This window comes from Promicromonospora sp. NPDC019610 (assembly GCF_044389365.1).
Taxonomy (GTDB): Bacteria; Actinomycetota; Actinomycetes; order Actinomycetales; family Cellulomonadaceae; genus Promicromonospora.
In genome coordinates, this window is record NZ_JBIRXX010000001.1 from 2,242,709 (window position 1) to 2,259,883 (window position 17,175).

Consider the following 17,175-nt stretch of genomic DNA (forward strand, 5'->3'; position numbering starts at 1 on the left):
CTGGATATTCGCCCTTTTGTGTGTGCCAGAGGCGCGAATATCCAGCACTCAACGCTTTACGGGGTGCAGGTCGGGGTGTCCCTGAGGGTTACCCCCTCCGGCATGTCCGACGCCGTCGGCTCGCGACCCGCCATCGCGCAGGCCCGGGCGATCATCTGGTCGTCCGAGAAGGTCCACCCCGTCGTGACGCCGTGGTCCTGGACCACCAGCAGCTGACCGTCGTCGGCGTACACGTCGCTCGGCGCGACGGTGCCGCCGGGCGCGTAGAGCCGGGTCGCGAGCGCGCCGACCTTCTGACCTGTCCCGATGTCGAAGAACGCCAGCGCCGAGCCCTGGTTGCGGGCCACGAGGTCGGGCCCGGGCAGCACCGCCAGCACGTCGCCGTAGGTGCCGGTGAGGTCGAGGCTCTCGGGGGCGCCCGGCCCGAAGACCGCACGCAGCCGCACCTTCGAGTCCAGGCCCAGCGTGACGAGCTGCTCGGGCAGCGCCGTGTCCTCAGGGCTGCTGCGCTCGCCGATCACGTGCACCTGGTCCACGCTGCTGCCGCGCACCGTCCAGACGTCGCTCGCGCCCTCGGCCGCGGCCGCCAGGTCGGCCACACGGAGCGAGAAGTCACGGGGCGCGACGGCGACGCTGCTCCCGTCGTCGGCGACCGCCACCCGGCCGGGCTCCACCCACGGCGACGCGAGCCGCGGCGTGGAACCGATCGGGCCGGGTACGTACAGCGCCCGCTCCTGGAGCCCGACGTCGAGCAGGTGCAGCCCGGAGCACGTGTCGACCAGCACGATGTCGTCGCGCGTGCGCTGGGCGTTCACGATCGCGGCGCAGGCCGGGTCGCCCTGGTCGAGGCCCGACGCGACGAGGTCGCGGAACCCGGCCTCGTACCCCGCCGTCGTCCCGCCCTGGGTGCGGTAGGCGTCGCCGTCGGCGGTCACGAGCAGGAGCCGGTTCTCGTCGAGCCAGACCGGCAGCAGCGGGCGCCCCGCGTCCGGGCTGCCCGCGGGCAGGTCCACCGTGCCCAGGCCGTGGATCATCACGGTGCCGTCCGACCAGGACGCCGCGGTGCTGGCCGGCTGCGTGGGCCCGGCCCGGTACGTGGCCAGGACGGCGGTCGGCCCGTCGGGATCGGCCGCGTCGTCCGCCGCGTCGTCCGCCGCGCGGGCCGCCGCCGCGCCCGCCGCGCTCGGCAGGGGCACGTCCCCGTGGGTGTCGGCGGTGCTCCACAGGGCGATCCGGCCGTCCGACGCCGCCGCGACCCGGTCGACCCCGACCAGGACCGGCGACTGGGGCCGCCGGATGCCCGACAGGTGCCAGGTGCGGTGCACGTCGGTGTCGGCGCCGATCTCGCACGCGACCAGGCCGTCGTCCGTGGCGACCAGGGCGCGCGTGGTGTCGTCGTCGACAGCCACCACCTCGGGGTTCGACCACACGCGCGGGACCGGGCAGTCTGCCGACCGCACGGAGCCGTCCGCCCAGTGGTGCAGGGTCACGGTGGTCGCGTCCCCGTCGGCGGTCAGCGTCGCCCAGTCCCGCAGGGACGGCGACGGCACGCCGCCCTCGGGCAGCTCGACGGGCGCGGCCCCGGTCAGCTCCAGGGAGTCGAGGCTGCGGATCTCCAGGGTCCCGGCGGCGGCGTCGGCCACGGCCAGGGTGCGGCTTGAGCCGACGGCGAGCGAGGTGACCGTCAGGTCCGTCCCCGCCTTGGTGCGGAACGCCAGCCGCTGCTCGTGCGGGCGCTGCGGGCCGTCGTCGGACTCCAGGACGGCCAGGTCGCGGCCGGCCAGGTTGATGCTGCCGATCCGGTTCCGACCGGTCTCGGCGTCCCGCCACGCGAGGAGCAGGGTGTCGCCGTCGGGTGTGACCGCCACCGCCGTCGTGCCCGGCAGGTCGAGGTGCGTCTGCCGGCTGGTGCTGCCGGCCGGCAGCAGCCCGAACCGGCCCACGGTCACGCCCAGGTCGTCGACCGCGGCGACCACCGAGCCGTCGGCGCTGCCGGCCACGACGGGTCCCGTGCGCCGGGATCCGTCCCCGGACCCACCCCCGGACCCGCTGCTCGCCCCGCTCACCGTGCCGAAGGGGGTGCGGTCGCCGCGCAGCACCGTGGGGGCGCCGTCGTCCGGGTTCCAGCGCACCAGGTCGCCGGTCTCGGTCCGGCCCACGACGCCGGTACCGGTCGGCGCGACGTCGGCCAGGCCGGTCTCCTCGGGCACGTCGACCGTGCGCAGCAGGTACGGGTCCGCCGGCTCGTTGGCCGTCACGGCGTTGAACAGCGCCGTCCGGGTCTGCCCGTCCCGCAGCCGGCGGACCGCCTCGACCGCCATCAGCTGCGCCGACGCGGGATCGTCCTGGTGCACCACGTGCGACGTCGCGCCCAGGAGGTGGGCGGCGTTGGCGTTCACCGCCTCGTTCGCGCGGTCCGCCTCCCGCTCCGCGAACGCGAACGCGCCGATGGACAGGGCGAGCATGACCCCGAGGGCCATGTTCACCAGCCGGTTGCGCATCCCGGCCGAGCTCTGCCGGGCGATGTGGGCGCTGAGGATCTCCTCGGTGCTGACGTCGGGGCCGCGCAGCGGGGCGACCAGCTCCGCGAGCACCCCCGCCAGGTCCGGGTGGTGCCGCCAGCGCCGCCGCTGGCGCAGCCGTGTCAGGTCGGTCCACTTGGGCTCGTGGTCGATCCGCTCGACCAGCGGGGCGGGCAGGGCCGTGGTGCTGATCGCGTCGATCTCGTTCGCCGTCTGGTCCCAGACGATCCTGCCGCTGGTCAGCGCCACCAGCAGGGTCTCGGGGCCGCGGTGGTCGAGCCACCAGGCGACCTCCTTGGCCACGTACTTCGAGCTCGCGGCGCCCTCCGAGGCGAGCAGGATCAGGTAGTCGGACCGTTCGAGCTTGAGCTCGATGGCGTCCCACAGGCTCGGGTTGTTCGCCAGGCCGGTCCGGTCCAGAAAGATGTTCAGGTCCGGTACGCCGTCGCGCTTGTCGAAGTCGAGGAGCTGCGCGTGGAACTCGGGCGCGAACTCGCCGTCGGAGTCCCGGCTGTACGACAGGAAGGCGTCGTACCCGTCGGTACGCGGCGCCGCGTGCGCGCGGGCGGTCGGGAGCAGGGAGCGGACAATCCGGTCGGTCATCCTGCTCCCGCAGCCTTTCCTCGGCGAATGTGTGCGGACCGGGAGAAACATATCTCCCGGTGTGTAGTGTCGCCGCAGGTCATGACGCTAGTCACCTTCGTGGTGAAATGCACGGTTAGGCATGGGTCGTGCAATCCGACGAGGAAGGTCTGAGATGGCACCCGAGCTGGTCGTCCCTCGCGACGGACCCCGGCGGCTGCGCGTGCGCCGGTCCTGGGTCCGCGCCGGCTTCACGGCACTCTTCGGCGTCGCATTCGGCCTGGGGCTGTGGGGCTTCTGGCTCTACCGCACCTCGCCCGACTTCGAGTGGGGCACCAGCGGCTGGGACCTCGTCTACTACTCCGTCCAGCTCTTCGTGCTCGGCGCCGAGGCCACGAACCAGGGCGGTGACCTGCCCTGGCAGCTCCAGGCGGCCCGGTTCCTCGCGCCGGTCGCCACCGGCTACGCCGTCTTCGAGGCCGTGCGGTCGCTCTTCGCCGACCAGTTCGTGCTCCTGCGCACCCGCCGGATGCGGGGGCACGCGATCGTCGTCGGCCGCACGCCCGCGGCGGACCTCATCGCCGAGGCGCTCGCGGCCCGCGGCGCCGTCGTCGTCCGCACCGCGTCCGGCGAGGCCGAGTCCCTGCGCAACGCGGGCGTGTCCGGCGCCGCCGTCCTGTACGCCTGCGCGGCGGAGGACGACGAACCGGGCGTCAACGTGCTCACCGTGGCCGTGGCCAACCGCGCCGACCGCACCGCCGACCTCCCCGGCCTGCGCCTGAACGCCCACGTCAGCGACCCGGAGCTCGCGCTCGCCCTGCAGGCCCGGCACCTGAGCCATCCGCAGCCGGGCGTGGACTTCTTCACGCTGGGCGAGCTCGTCGCCCGCTCCCTGGTCCGGCGCGACCGGGTCCTCGCCCGCGGCGACGCGCCGCACATCTCCGTCGTCGGGCACGGCACGTTCAGCCGGGCTCTCGTCGTGGCGTTCGCGCGACTGCGCAGCGTCGAGATCGCCAACGGCGGTGAACCGCTCACCGTGACCCTGGTCGGGCCCGGCGCGTGGGAGGCCGCCGAGGCGCTACGCGCCCGCTGGCCGAGCGTGCGCGCGGCGTGCCGGCTCGTGCCCGTGGACACGTTCGCCGAGGTCCGCGCGGTCGGCAGCCCGCAGCGCGTCTACGTGTGCCACGACGACGACGGCGACGCGCTCCGGGAGGCGCTGCACGACAGCGACCTCTGGCGCGCGAGCGAGGGCGCCGTCGTGCTCCGCCTGAACCGCCTCGCCGGGCTGGGCGGGCTCTTCGGCGCGCACGACGGCGCCATCCTCGACGACCTGGCCGGCCGCCTCGACATCGTCGAGCCCGGGACGCTCCTGCGCCGGGCCACCGCGCCCGGCGCGCTCGTGCACGACGACGTCTACGACCTGATGGCCGTCTCCGCCCACCTGACCTACCTGCGCAACCAGCGTGCCCGCGGTGTGGCGTGGCAGAGCACTCCCGCCATGGTCTCGTGGTCCGAGCTGTCCGAGGACCTGCGGGCCGCCAACCGGGCCCAGGTGCGCGCGATTCCCGACCGCCTGCGGCAGATGGGCTGCACCGTCGTCCCCGCGGGCGACGTCGAGCACGGCCGGATCCCCGAGCCCGTGGTCGACGCGCGGGCCGTGGACGAGCACGACCGCTGGATGGCCGAGAAGGTCGCCGCCGGCTGGACCTACGGGCCCGAGCGCGACGACGCCCGCCGGCTGCACCCCGACCTGCGGCCCTGGGCGGACCTGTCCGAACCCGACCGCGAGAAGGACCGTGCCGCGATCCGCGCCATCCCGGTCATCCTGGCCGACTTCGGCCTGCGCGTGGTGCCGCTCGACGACGACGCCGGCTGGGAGCCCGCGGACGCCCCCGTCCCCGACCCGCGGGGCGTGGTCCGCGGCTGGCGCATGTTCGGCCGCGGGCGGACGGAGCAGCCGGGCGAGTCCTGACGTCGGGCGGGCCGTCCCGGGCTGACAGGATGGACCCATGCGAAGCGTCACCCTTCTCGGCTCCACCGGTTCCATCGGCACGCAGGCCGTCGACGTCATCGGGCGCAACCCCGAGCGGTTCCGCGTCGACGCGCTGTCCGCGGGCGGCACGGACCTGCCGCTGCTCGCCCGGCAGGCGGCCACGCTCGGGGTCCGCGCCGTCGCCGTGGCCGACGCCGCCGCGCGCCCCGCCCTGACCACCCTGCTCGGCGAGGCCGGCGCCGACGGCGTCGAGGTGCTCGCCGGGCCCGACGCCGCCACCGAGCTGGCCGGCCGGGGGAGCGACGTCGTGCTCAACGGCATCACCGGCTCCGTCGGGCTGCGCCCCACGCTGGCCGCGCTCGACGCCGGGTCGACGCTGGCGCTCGCGAACAAGGAGTCGCTCGTGGTGGGCGGCGCCCTGGTCAAGGCCGCCGTGCGGCACGAGGGCCAGATCGTGCCCGTCGACTCCGAGCACTCGGCCATCGCGCAGTCGCTGCGCTCGGGCTCCTCGGCCGAGGTGCGCCGGCTCGTGGTGACCGCCAGCGGCGGGCCGTTCCGGGGGCGCTCGCGGGACGACCTGCGCGACGTGACGCCCGCCCAGGCCCTGCGGCACCCGAACTTCGCGATGGGTCGCGTGGTCACCACCAACTCCGCGACCCTGGTCAACAAGGGTCTGGAGGTCATTGAGGCGCACCTGCTGTTCGACCTGCCGTTCAGCGCCATCGACGTCGTGGTGCACCCGCAGCAGATGATCCATTCCATGGTCGAGTTCGTCGACGGTTCCACCATCGCGCAGGCTGGGCCGCCGCGGATGCTCGTGCCGATCGCGCTCGGCCTGTCCTGGCCGGACCGGCTGCCCGACGTCGACGTCGGCATCGACTGGACGCAGGCCGCGAGCTGGGAGTTCCTGCCCCTGGACGACGACGCCTTCCCGTCCGTCCGGCTGGCCCGCCAGGTCGGCGAGGCCGGCGGGACCCATCCCGCCGTCTACAACGCCGCGAACGAGGTGTGCGTGGACGCGTTCCACGACGGCACCATCGGGTTCCTCGACATCGTCGACACGGTGGCCGCGGTCGTCGAGGCGCACGCGTCGGTCGGGGCGGGCGACGCGTCGTCGGTCGAGGGCGTGCTGGAGGCCGACGCCTGGGCGCGGGCGCGCGCGGCGGAGATCCTCAAGTCGGCGTGACCACCCCGCTGACTCGCCATGGCCGGTTCGCCGAGTCAGCCAGGTGGTCCGACCAGGTGGCTGACTCGGCATCCGCCGGTTGGTGAGTCAGTTGGCTGGTCGGCGGGTGGCGTGGGCGTGGTCGACCGGGCCGTGGCCCTGCCACCGGCCCGACGCCGTCCCCGTGCCGCCGACGACGAGGGCGTCCGCCGCGCGCAGCGCCCCGGTCAGATACTCCTTGGCGGCCCGGACCGCCGGCTCCCACGCGTCGTGCGCGGGGCGCAGCACGGCGCACGCCGAGCTGAGCGTGCAGCCCGTGCCGTGGGTGTTCCGCGTGGGGATCCGGGGGGCGACCAGGGCGACGACGCCGTCCGGCCCGAGCCCCGGACCCGCGAGGTGGTCCACCGACTCCGCCGAGTCGAGGTGACCGCCCTTGACCAGCGCGAACCCCGTGCCGAGCGCCCGCAGCGCCCGGGCCTGGTCGGCCGCCTCCCTGCCGTCGCGGGCCGGGTCGGCGCCCAGCAGCACGGCGGCCTCGGGCAGGTTGGGCGTCACGAGGTCGGCCAGGGGAAGCAGCTCGTTGCGGAGCACCGCCTCCGCGTCGGGCGCGAGCAGCCGGTCGCCCGACGTCGCGACCATCACCGGGTCGAGCACCACGTACGGCGCGCGTCCGGCGGCCCGCAGGTCGCGCAGGGCCGCGGCGACGGCCCGGGCGATCGCGGCGTCCGTGGTCATGCCGATCTTGATCGCGTCCACGGCGACGTCGGCGAACAGCGTGTCGAGCTGCGCGCGCACCATGTCGGCGGGCACGGGGTGCACCCGCGTCACGCCGGTCGTGGACTGCGCCGTCAGCCCCGTGAGCACCGCGCAGCCGTAGCCGCCGAGCGCCGCGAAGGTCTTCAGGTCGGCCTGGATCCCGGCACCGCCGGACGGGTCCGACCCCGCGATCGTCAGCGCCACGACCGGGTGACCGGGCGGGCGGACGCGCGGGGCGACGTCGGCGGCCCGCGCCGCGTCCCGTGCGGACGGGCTCATGAGGCCGGTCCCGTCGTCGCCCGCGGGCGCGCCCCCGAACGGCCCGGGGCCCGCGCCGCAGCCCAGGCCACCGCGATCTCCCGCGCCGCGGCGGCCGGGTCGGGCCGGCCGCAGACGGCGGAGACGACGGCGCTGCCGGCCGCACCGGCCCCGTGCAGTGCGGCGACGTCGTCCGCCCGCAGCCCGCCGATCGCCACGCACGGCAGCGCCGCGGCGGCCGTGACGACGCTCAGCCGGGTGAAGCCGATCGCCGGCCGGGCGTCGGACTTGGTCAGGGTGGGCCGCACCGGGCCCACGCCGAGCAGGTCGACGGTGCCGGGCGGGAGATCGGTCGCGGCCCGCGCCTCCTCGGGCGTGCTGACGCTCAGCCCGAGGTGCCGGTCCGGACCCAGCAGGCGCCGCGCGGAGACGGGGTCGAGGTCACACTGGCCCACGTGGGCGCCGTCGGCGTCGATCGCGAGCGCCACGTCCACCCGGTCGTCCACGACGAGCGGGACCCCGAGCGGGCGCAGCAGGGCGACCAGCGCGCGGCCCAGGTCCACCAGCTCGCGGGTGGTCGCTCCCGGGTCGCGGAGCTGGACGGCGGTCACGCCGCCGTCGACCGCCGCGCCTACCGTGGCGACGACCCCGGCGGGGCCGCCGCACTGCCGGGTGTCGGTGACGAGGTAGACGGTCGGGTCGAGGCGGATCCGGGCGCTCACGCCTCGGCCCGCGCGGGCTCGTGCCCGGTGGCGGGCTCGTTCACCAGCCCGGCGCCGAACCCGACGGCCTCGGGGTCGACGTCGAACACGCGGTCGACCAGCTCCACGGCGAAGCTGCCGGGGGTGGTCGACGCGGTGCGGTCGGCGGCGACGCACAGCCAGGCCGTCGCGGCGGTCGCGGCGAGCAGGCGGTCCTCGGTGACGGCGGAGCAGGCCGCGACGAGCGCGCCGAGCGAGCAGCCGACGCCGGTCACCCGCGTCATCAGGGCAGTGCCGGCTCGGACCCGTACGACGCGCTCGCCGTTGGTGATCAGGTCGGACGCGCCGCTGACGGCGATCACCGCGCCGGACGACCGGGCGAGGCCGAGCGCGACATCCCGCACGGCGTCGGGCGTGTCGAGGGAGTCGACGCCCCGGCCGCCGGCGCCGCCGGCGAGCGCCTGGACCTCGGACGCGTTGCCGCGCACGACGGCGGGTCCGCGCGCGAAGAGCTCGGCCGCGAGGCGGGTGCGCAGCGGCAGCGCGCCGATGGCCACGGGGTCGAGCACCCAGGGCACGCCCGCGGCGGTGGCGCCGTCGACGGCGGCGCGCATGCCGTCGGCCTGGCCACCCTCGACGGTGCCGAGGTTGACGAGCAGGCCGCCGGCGACGCCGGCCAGGACGGGCGCCTCCTCGGGGTCGGCGACCATGGCCGGCGCCGCCCCGGCGGCGAGCAGCACGTTGGCGGTGAAGTTAGTGACCACCACGTTGGTCACGCAGTGCACCAGGGGTGCGGTGTCGCGCACCGCGGTGACGACCGACGCGACGGCGTCGGGCAGGACGGAGCCCATGAGGCGTTCCCTTCGCTAGCACTACCTAGATCAGGTTCCACGGGTGCATCTCAGCCGGGCTGGTGCCCGGCGCCCCGCGCCAAGTGGGCCCACCCTAGCCGCGGACGTCGTCCGTCCGAAACCGTCTCGGCGGGTGGGGTGCTAGCTCGTGGAGCCCTGGCCCGCGCCGTACCGCAGCCCGTCGACGAGCAGGTCGAGCATGCGCCGACCGTGGTCCGGCTCCTCGTCCTCCATGGGCAGCGACAGCTTGGACACGGCGTACAGGAGGTCCTGTGGGCTGGCGACGGCGCGGACGGCGCCGGCCGCGACGGCGGCGTCGAGCAGCGAGCCGAGGGCGGGGCCGAGCCGCCCGATGAAGTAGGCGGGCAGGGCGTCGAACGCCGGGTCGCCGGAGTGCAGCGCCGAGGCGAGCCCGCGCTTGGTCACGAGGAACTGGGTGTAGCGGTGGAGCCACTTCTCGAGCGCGACGACCGGCGGGTGCTCGGCGGCCAGCACCGGCGCGGCGTCGGCGGTGGCGTCGACCTCGGCCTGGAACACGGCCTTGACCAGGTCGGACCGCTTGGGGAAGTGCCGGTAGAGCGTGCCGACCCCGACGCCGGCCAGGTCGGCGATCTCCTTGGCGGGCGCGTCGACGCCCGACGTGCCGAAGACCTGCTTGGCGGCGTCGAGCAGCGCGTCGATGTTGCGCTGCGCGTCGCGGCGCAGCGGCCGCTGCTCTGTGTTCTGGATCACTTCGCTCCCGATCTCTTGCTAACCGGAATGGCTTTCCATATAGTTCTGGAAGAGCGTTCCGCTTAGTTCCAGAGTACGGCACCGCGGCGACGCCCACCAGACCTCTCGACCCCAGGAGGGCCCCATGCAGTACCGCAGCCTCGGCCGGACCGGCATCAAGGTCAGCCCCTACGCGCTCGGCGCGATGATGTTCGGCGCGATCGGCAACCCGGACCACGACGAGTCGGTCAAGATCATCCACAAGGCCCTCGACGCGGGGATCAACTTCATCGACACGGCCGACGCCTACTCGCGCGGCGAGTCCGAGGAGATCGTGGGCAAGGCGCTCAAGGGGCGCCGCGACGACGTCGTGCTGGCCACCAAGGTGCACCTGCCGATGAGCGACGACCCCAACCACCGCGGCAACTCGCGGCGCTGGATCATCGCCGAGGTGGAGAACTCCCTGCGTCGCCTGGGCACCGACCACATCGACCTGTACCAGATCCACCGGCCCGACCCGGACACGGACGTCGAGGACACGCTGGCCGCGCTGACCTACCTCGTCAACTCGGGCAAGGTGCGGGCCATCGGCTCGTCCACCATGCCCGCCGCCGACATCGTCCAGGCGCAGTGGGTGGCCGAGCGGCGCGGCCTGGAGCGGTTCCGCACCGAGCAGCCGCCGTACTCGATCCTCAACCGCGGCATCGAGCGGGACGTCCTGCCGGTCGCCCAGCAGTACGGCATGGGCACCCTCGTGTGGAGCCCGCTGGCCGGAGGGATGCTCACCGGCAGGTACCGCAAGGGCCGCGCCAGCGACGCCCACCGGGCGCAGTACGGGTTCGCGCACCTGCAGGACGAGCGGCGCCTCGACGTCGTCGAGCAGCTCATCCCCGTCGCGCAGGAGGCCGGGATCCCGCTGAACCACCTCGCGATGGCGTTCGCGATCGCCCATCCCGGCGTCACGTCCGCGATCATCGGCCCGCGCACCATGGAGCACCTCGACAGCGCGCTCGCGGGCGCCGAGGTCAGCCTCAGCGACGAGACCCTCGACCGGATCGACGCCATCGTGCCGCCCGGCACCGACATCGGCCGCCTCGACATGGCCTACGACCCGCCCGCCATCCAGCAGCCCGCCCTGCGCCGTCGGCCCGCCGAGCAGCGCGCGGCCGCCGCCTGACGCGGGCGCGCCCCACCGCACGAAGGGAACCCCCATGTCACACCGCCAGCACCCCCTCGGCACCGGCTTCACCGCCGCCTCCACGGTCGACGACGTCCTCGCGGGCGTCGACCTGACCGGCAGGAACATCATCGTCACGGGCGGCCACTCGGGCCTCGGCCTGGTGGCCACGCGAGCGCTGGCCGGGGCCGGTGCCTCGGTCACGGTCGCCTCGCGCGACCCCGAGCGCGCGGCCGCGGCCGTCGCCGGGATCGAACGGGTCGAGGTCGGCCGCCTCGACCTGCTGGACCCCGCGTCGATCGACGCGTTCGTCGAGCGCTACCTGGGCTCCGGCCGACCGCTGCACGTGCTGATCAACAACGCGGGCTACCCGGCCCCGGCGCGGATCGAGCGGGACGCGCGCGGCTACGAGGCACAGCTCGCCACCAACCACCTCGGGCACGCCCAGCTCACCCTGGGCCTCCACCCGGCGCTCCGGGCCGCGGACGGCGCCCGCGTGGTCACCACCACGTCCGGCGCGCAGCGGATGTCCGACATCCTGTGGGACGACCCGAACTTCACCGCCGGCGGCTACGACCCGGGGCTCGCCTACGCCCAGTCCAAGACGGCGAACGTGCTGTTCACGGTCGAGCTCGACCGGCGCTGGGCGGGCGAGGGGATCCGCGCGTACGCGCCGCACCCCGGCATCGTGCCGGCGACGTCCTTCAACCGTTCCGTGGGCGAGGCGGCCCAGCGCGCGATGCGCCTCATCGACGACGACGGCAACCCGGTCATCGACCCCGAGCACGGCAAGAAGACGCCGGAGCAGGGCGCCGCGACGATCGTGTTCGCCGCGACCAGCTCCCTGCTGGCCGACGTCGGCGGCGTGTACCTCATCAACAGCGACGTCTCGCCGCTGGACGAGGACCCCCGGCCCGTCGACCTCACTGGGGCCGACGCCGACGACGTCCCAGCCGACGTCGTGCCGCACTCGATCGACCCGGACTCGGCCCGCCGGCTGTGGGCCCTGACGGAGCGGCTGCTGGCGGCGTGACGGACGCGGGCGGTCGCCGGGGCCGGGGTGACCGGACCGGCCGGGGTCCGGGGCTGGAACCGAAGGTGCGCTTCTACCCCGTCATTGGGCCCGAAACGAAGGTGTTTACGGGCCCAATGACGGGGTAGAAGCGCACATCGCGGCCGGGCCCAGCCGGGCGGCGTCGCCCGCACGTCACAGCCGCGTCCACGCCTCGCTCAGCACGCCCCGCAGGATCTGCTCGATCTCGTCGAACTCCGGCTGTCCGATCGTCAGCGGCGGCGCGAGCTGCACCACCGGGTCGCCGCGGTCGTCGGCGCGGCAGTACAGCCCCGCCTCGAACAGCGCGGGTGTGAGGAACCCGCGCAGCAGGCGCTCGGCCTCGTCGCCGGAGAAGGTCTCCCGCGTGGTCTTGTCCCGGACGAGCTCGATCCCGTAGAAGTACCCGGCGCCGCGCACGTCGCCGACGATCGGCAGGTCGTGCAGCCGCTCCAGGGTGGCCCGGAAGGCGGGCGCGTTCTCCTTCACCCGCCCGGTCAGGTCCTCCTCGTCGAAGAGATCGAGGTTCGCCATCGCGACCGCCGCGGACACCGGGTGCCCGCCGAACGTGTACCCGTGCGCGAAGGTCGTGGACCCGTGGGCGAACGGCTCGAACACCCGGTCGGAGACGAGACACGCGCCGATCGGGGAGTAGCCCGACGCCATGCCCTTGGCGCACGTGATCATGTCGGGCACGTAGCCGAAGTCGTCGCACGCGAAGATGGACCCGATCCGGCCGAACGCGCAGATCACCTCGTCGGAGACGAGCAGCACGTCGTGCCGGTCGCAGATCTCGCGCACCCGCTCGAAGTACCCCGGCGGGGGCGGGAAGCAGCCACCCGCGTTCTGCACGGGCTCCAGGAACACGGCCGCCACCGAGTCGGGCCCCTCGGCCTCGATGAGCGCCTCGATCTGGTCGGCGGCCCAGCGGCCGAACGCCTTCGGGTCGTCGCGGAGGTCCTCCGCGGCCCGGTAGATGTTGGTGTTCGGCACCTTGAAGGCGCCCGGGACGAGGGGCTCGAACGGCTCCTTGAGGCCCGGCAGGCCCGTGACGGACAGCGCGCCGTGCGTGGTGCCGTGGTAGGCGATGGTCCGCGAGATCACCTTGTACTTGCCGGGCCTGCCCTGCAGTCTCCAGTACTGCTTGGCCAGCTTGAACGCCGTCTCCACGGCCTCGGAGCCGCCGGTCGTGAAGAACACGCGGTTCAGGTCGCCCGGCGCGTGGTCGGCCAGCCGTTCGGCCAGGTCGATGGCCGGGGGGTGCGCGAACGACCACAGCGGGAAGAAGGCGAGCTCGCCCGCCTGCCGGGCCGCGGCCTCGGCGAGCACCCGCCGGCCGTGCCCGGCCTGGACCACGAACAGGCCCGAGAGCCCGTCGATGTACCGGCGTCCGGCGGCGTCCCAGACGTGGTGGCCCTCGCCGCGCACCAGCGTGGGCACCCCGGCGTCCCAGGCGGACTGCCGCGTGAAATGCCCCCAGAGGTGCCGCCGGGCGGCGTCGTCCCGCGGCGTGCCGCGCGGCGTGACGTTCGCCCCTCCGGGTGCGGGCGCAGCGTTCTCGGTCATCGTCGTCCCCCGTCGTCACGGCTCCTCGACCAGGCGCTCCTGACCAGGCTATGCCGGGCGGCTCAGCGGCGGCTCGTCCAGTTGAAGACCGCCCACCCCGTCACCAGCGCCCCCACGGTGACCAGCGCCGTGGCCGTGACCGCCTGGATCGGACCGATCAGCGACGCGTCCAGCGCCACCTGGACCGTGCCGATCAGGGCATACACACCGGCGAACACGGTGATGGCCGACAGCGTGCCGTCCATCAGCCGGCGCCGGGACCGCTCACGCTTGATCTCGGCCGCGCGCTCGCGGTCGCCGTGCAGCCGTTCGAGCGCCGCGAGCCGGGCCGCGATGGGCTCCTGGAGCAGCTCGCGCAGCCGCTCGGTGACGACGGCGGCCTGCTGCTCGAACCGCGACGCGTGCAGCAGCTGGTTGAGCATCCGGGACTCCAGCGCGGAGGCGAGGAACGTGGGGGAGGTGATGGTGGTCAGGGTCGTGCGCACCTCCGAGGCGAACTCGTGCAGCCGCAGCTGCTCGCGGGTCAGCCGCTCCTTGCGGTCGGCGAGGTCGGCGCCGTTGTTCACGTCGTGGTCGGCGAGCATGGTCGCGACGATCCGCAGGTGGTCCGCAAGGGTGGCGTTCCACGCGCTGAACAGCCCGTTCAGGCTGGCCACGAACTCGGCGAGCGAGCCGTACTGGGAGATCTTGAAGTGCGCCGTGCCGACCAGCGCCACCGTGGTCGAGTTGGTGGCCACGGCCACGACGTCGCCCAGGTGCCGCACCCCCTCCAGGAGCACGGGGTTACGCTGGCGCAGGGTCCAGTCGCACAGCGTGGCCGTGCCGTAGGACACGGGTTGCAGCAGCACCTGGGAGCCGAACGCGGCGAGCATCTCGTCGCCCATGCTCACCGGCGTCCGGCGCTCGGGGGGTGCGGCCGGGCCGCGGCCCCGGCTCGCCTCGTAGACCGTGGTGACCACGTGGGCCCGCCCCTGGGCGATCTCGGTGCCCTTGCGGACCAGGTCCGCGGTCGCGCGCTGGAGGAGGTCGGCCAGGTCGAAGAGGCGTTCGGGCGGGAGCGCGCCGCCGGGGTCGACGTCGACGGGGGAGCCGTCCAGCGCGATCCACCGCACGCGGATGTCGGCGTGCAGGTTGGACAGGCGGAACCGGGCGTCGCGGACCTGCTGCGGCGACTGGTCGCGCGACGAGTACCGGAACCGCACGTAGTGGTTGCCGAACTCGGTGAACCGCACGTCGCAGGACAGCTCCGCGATGAACGTCCCGTCGGGCTGCTCCAGGCGCACGTTCGGCATCGACAGCGACGCGCCCCCGTACGGGCGGGCGGCCCGGTCGACGCTCGCCCAGACGTCGTCCATCTTGAGGCGGCCGCGGACGGCGAAGGCCTGCACACCGAGCAGCTCCGGGCGCTCGTCCCGGTGCGCGAGGCGGCGGATGGCGGTGACGGCGGCGGCCGGCCGCACGTCCCGCAGCCCGAACGGGTAGACGTAGACGGTCCGCAGCCGGTCGAGCGTGAGCCAGGTCGAGTCGAGGTTGCGGTACAGCTCGGTCAGGTGCATCCGGTAGGAGCGCAGCTCGCTGGCCAGGATGTAGTTGAGGTGCCGGTCGGTCTCTGCGGCGCGCAGGCCGTCCAGCGCGGGGCCCAGCCGGGCGGGTTCGCCCGCCATGGCCTCGGACGCCGCCCGCGCGGCCTCGGCCAGGGCGCGGAAGTACCGGACGCGGGTCACCGCCTGGGGCACCAGGGCGCGGCGGAACGGCGACGTCGGGTCGGGGATCGCCCGGGCGGCCCGCAGCAGGTCCCCGCAGCGTTCGCCGGCCCGGCCGGCCGCGTCGGCCACGCGGAGCAGGTCGCCCGCGCTGCGGGCGGCCGCCGTGTGCATCTGGGTGATCAGCGTGCGCAGCAGCACGGCGACGGCGTCGCCCTCGGCCCGGCAGACGTCGTCCGGCGCGCGGTCGCGGCAGGTCTCCCAGGTCTCGACGAACGCGCGCAGCGGCACGATGATGCGGCCGTGCCGGAAGGTGTACTGCAGGGCGTCGCTCGCCTGCGACCACAGGTACACGCCGAGCAGCGCGGCGGCGCGCGGCCGGGCGACGACGGCGCGCAGCGCGGCGGCGGTCTCCGGGCCGCGCGGGTCGCCGGGCACGGGGTGGCGGCGGTTGGGCGCGTCGCCGTCGTCGCCCATGTTCCAGCGCGAGGCCGCCCAGATCGCGTTGACGTCCACGCCGATCTCACGCAGCTGCCGCGCCACCCGGGAGTCGCCGTCGGCCGCGGACCAGGCCTCGGTCTGGAACATCGAGGTCAGGCTCTCCGCGAGGGAGGACGGGCCGTGCGCGTGCAGCTCCCGAAACCCAGGGACGGACGAAACCGACATGCCCACAGGTTAATGATCAGTAACCGATGTTTCAACGAATCGCCATGTAGGCGGCATGGAGTGAACGTCGGGTGGCCTTCCCGGGGGAGCCGTGCGCTCCTCGCCGGGCTGTCAGAGACGTGTCGTAGTCTCGGTCCCGTGAGCATCGTTCCGCACATCATCGGTGTGCTCGTCCTGCTGGTGGGCGTCCTGGTCTCGGTCGGTCTGCACGAGCTGGGGCACATGATCCCGGCCAAGAAGTTCGGCGTGCGCGTGAGCCAGTACATGGTGGGCTTCGGCCCCACCCTGTGGTCGCGCACCAAGGGCGAGACGGAGTACGGCATCAAGGCGATCCCGCTCGGCGGGTTCGTGCGCCTCGTCGGCATGATGCCGCCCGCGCCCGCGGGCACCCGGCGCGGCAAGGGCTTCTGGAACGAGCTCGTCGCCGACGCGCGCGACGCGTCGGTCGCCGAGGTGCGGCCCGGCGAGGAGCACCGCGCCTTCTACAACCTCTCGACACCCAAGAAGCTCGTCGTCATGTTCGGCGGACCGTTCATGAACCTCGTGATCGCCACGTTCCTCATGGCGATCATCCTCATCGGCTACGGCCTGCCCGCCGTCTCCACGACCGTCGCGCAGCTCTCCGAGTGCGTCCCCGCCTCCGCGACGTCCACCGCCACCGGCGACGACTGCGAGGGGCAGCCCGCCGCCCCCGCCGCCGCGGCCGGGCTCCAGCCCGGCGACGAGGTCGTCTCCTTCGGCGGCACCGAGGTGACCGGCTGGCAGCAGCTGGTCGGCCTCATCAACGAGTCCGCCGGGCAGGAGTCCGAGGTCGTGGTGCTGCGCGACGGCGAGCGCGTCTCGCTCGAGGTCACCCCCGCCCCCACCGAGCGCCCGGTCGTGGACGAGCAGGGCGCCCCGGTCCTCGGCGCCGACGGCGAGCCCGTCGTGGAGCCCGGCGGCTTCGTGGGCTTCTCCCCGCTCCAGGTCCGTGAGCGCCAGCCCCTGTCCCGCGTGCTGCCCGAGGTGGGCAACATGACCTGGCAGACGGCGACCATGGTGGCGACCCTGCCGGTCCGCGTGGCCGACGCGGCGACCCAGGCCTTCACGGACGAGGAGCGCTCGCAGGACTCGGTCCAGTCGATGGTGGGCGTGGCCCGGATCAGCGGCGAGATCATGGCACTGGACGAGGCGATCCTCGACCGCGTCATGATCTACCTGAGCCTGCTCGCGAGCCTCAACATCGCGCTGTTCGTCTTCAACCTCATCCCGCTGCTGCCGCTCGACGGCGGGCACCTGGTCAACGCCCTCTACGAGGGCGGCAAGCGCACGGTCGCCCGGGTGCGCGGGGCGGCGGTGCTGCCCGGCCCGGCCGACGTCGCGCGCATGACTCCCGTCGCGTACGTGGTCTTCCTGATCCTGCTCGGCGTCGGCGGCGTCCTCGTCGTGGCCGACCTGGTGGATCCCGTGCGGATCACGTGATGCCAGACACCA

At 74.3% G+C, this 17,175-nt stretch carries 12 protein-coding genes and 1 riboswitch; of the genes, 5 read left to right on the top strand and 7 right to left on the bottom strand.

All coding sequences use genetic code 11. From position 1 onward, the window contains the following. Positions 1-56 precede the first annotated feature (56 nt). The gene (locus ACH45N_RS10015; protein ID WP_397393267.1) at positions 57-3,125 is read right to left on the bottom strand and encodes a hypothetical protein; all 3,069 of its coding nucleotides are present in this window, start codon (positions 3,123-3,125) and stop codon (positions 57-59) included. Between the two features lie 154 nt (positions 3,126-3,279). Here ACH45N_RS10015 and ACH45N_RS10020 point away from each other — a divergent pair, with 154 nt between their 5' ends. Both ACH45N_RS10020 and dxr read left to right on the top strand, forming a co-directional pair. After that, a complete protein-coding gene (locus ACH45N_RS10020; protein WP_397393268.1) occupies positions 3,280-5,076 on the top strand; it encodes a RyR domain-containing protein in 1,797 nt (598 codons plus the stop codon). A 37-nt stretch (positions 5,077-5,113) separates the two neighbouring features. Then, entirely contained in the window at positions 5,114-6,283 is a 1,170-nt protein-coding gene (dxr, locus tag ACH45N_RS10025; protein ID WP_397393269.1) for a 1-deoxy-D-xylulose-5-phosphate reductoisomerase, read from the top strand. A gap of 87 nt (positions 6,284-6,370) precedes the next feature. On the opposite strand, the gene thiD is transcribed toward dxr, so the two are convergent. From thiD to ACH45N_RS10045, 4 genes are all read right to left on the bottom strand, one after another. After that, the gene (gene thiD / locus ACH45N_RS10030; RefSeq protein ID WP_397393270.1) at positions 6,371-7,297 is read right to left on the bottom strand and encodes a bifunctional hydroxymethylpyrimidine kinase/phosphomethylpyrimidine kinase; all 927 of its coding nucleotides are present in this window, start codon (positions 7,295-7,297) and stop codon (positions 6,371-6,373) included. Beyond that, the gene (gene thiE / locus ACH45N_RS10035; RefSeq protein ID WP_397393271.1) at positions 7,294-7,998 is read right to left on the bottom strand and encodes a thiamine phosphate synthase; all 705 of its coding nucleotides are present in this window, start codon (positions 7,996-7,998) and stop codon (positions 7,294-7,296) included. The genes thiD and thiE overlap by 4 nt, the downstream gene beginning before the upstream one ends. After that, entirely contained in the window at positions 7,995-8,828 is an 834-nt protein-coding gene (thiM, locus tag ACH45N_RS10040) for a hydroxyethylthiazole kinase (RefSeq protein WP_397393272.1), read from the bottom strand. Before thiM ends, thiE begins: the two co-directional genes overlap by 4 nt. Next, positions 8,818-8,915: riboswitch (TPP riboswitch) on the bottom strand. It overlaps the preceding gene by 11 nt. A gap of 54 nt (positions 8,916-8,969) precedes the next feature. After that, a complete protein-coding gene (locus ACH45N_RS10045) occupies positions 8,970-9,560 on the bottom strand; it encodes a TetR/AcrR family transcriptional regulator (protein WP_397393273.1) in 591 nt (196 codons plus the stop codon). A 124-nt stretch (positions 9,561-9,684) separates the two neighbouring features. Between ACH45N_RS10045 and ACH45N_RS10050 the strand changes: the two genes are divergently transcribed. Both ACH45N_RS10050 and ACH45N_RS10055 read left to right on the top strand, forming a co-directional pair. Next, positions 9,685-10,716, top strand: coding sequence for an aldo/keto reductase (locus tag ACH45N_RS10050; RefSeq protein ID WP_397393274.1), 1,032 nt, complete (start codon positions 9,685-9,687; stop codon positions 10,714-10,716). Between the two features lie 34 nt (positions 10,717-10,750). Further along, positions 10,751-11,749 (top strand): SDR family NAD(P)-dependent oxidoreductase, encoded by a 999-nt coding sequence (locus ACH45N_RS10055; RefSeq protein ID WP_397393275.1) that lies wholly within the window; start codon positions 10,751-10,753, stop codon positions 11,747-11,749. A 174-nt stretch (positions 11,750-11,923) separates the two neighbouring features. Here ACH45N_RS10055 and ACH45N_RS10060 read toward each other — a convergent pair whose 3' ends face one another. Beyond that, positions 11,924-13,333, bottom strand: coding sequence for an aspartate aminotransferase family protein (locus ACH45N_RS10060; RefSeq protein WP_397393276.1), 1,410 nt, complete (start codon positions 13,331-13,333; stop codon positions 11,924-11,926). Positions 13,334-13,395: 62 nt separating this feature from the next. Then, the gene (locus tag ACH45N_RS10065) at positions 13,396-15,702 is read right to left on the bottom strand and encodes a hypothetical protein (RefSeq protein ID WP_397393277.1); all 2,307 of its coding nucleotides are present in this window, start codon (positions 15,700-15,702) and stop codon (positions 13,396-13,398) included. 138 nt (positions 15,703-15,840) lie between these two features. Between ACH45N_RS10065 and ACH45N_RS10070 the strand changes: the two genes are divergently transcribed. Then, positions 15,841-17,163 carry a M50 family metallopeptidase gene (locus ACH45N_RS10070; protein WP_397393278.1) on the top strand — a complete coding sequence of 441 codons (1,323 nt, stop codon included), beginning with the start codon at positions 15,841-15,843 and terminating at the stop codon, positions 17,161-17,163. Positions 17,164-17,175: the final 12 nt, after the last annotated feature.

Bases quoted from the DNA above. Each gene is read 5' to 3' on its own strand.
- ACH45N_RS10020 (WP_397393268.1), top strand. From the start codon at position 3,280: ATGGCACCCGAGCTGGTCGTCCCTCGCGACGGACCCCGGCGGCTGCGC.
- ACH45N_RS10060 (WP_397393276.1), bottom strand. From the start codon at position 13,333: ATGACCGAGAACGCTGCGCCCGCACCCGGAGGGGCGAACGTCACGCCG.
- thiD (WP_397393270.1), bottom strand. From the start codon at position 7,297: ATGAGCCCGTCCGCACGGGACGCGGCGCGGGCCGCCGACGTCGCCCCG.
- thiM (WP_397393272.1), bottom strand. From the start codon at position 8,828: ATGGGCTCCGTCCTGCCCGACGCCGTCGCGTCGGTCGTCACCGCGGTG.
- ACH45N_RS10015 (WP_397393267.1), bottom strand. From the start codon at position 3,125: ATGACCGACCGGATTGTCCGCTCCCTGCTCCCGACCGCCCGCGCGCAC.
- ACH45N_RS10065 (WP_397393277.1), bottom strand. From the start codon at position 15,702: ATGTCGGTTTCGTCCGTCCCTGGGTTTCGGGAGCTGCACGCGCACGGC.
- ACH45N_RS10050 (WP_397393274.1), top strand. From the start codon at position 9,685: ATGCAGTACCGCAGCCTCGGCCGGACCGGCATCAAGGTCAGCCCCTAC.
- dxr (WP_397393269.1), top strand. From the start codon at position 5,114: ATGCGAAGCGTCACCCTTCTCGGCTCCACCGGTTCCATCGGCACGCAG.
- ACH45N_RS10055 (WP_397393275.1), top strand. From the start codon at position 10,751: ATGTCACACCGCCAGCACCCCCTCGGCACCGGCTTCACCGCCGCCTCC.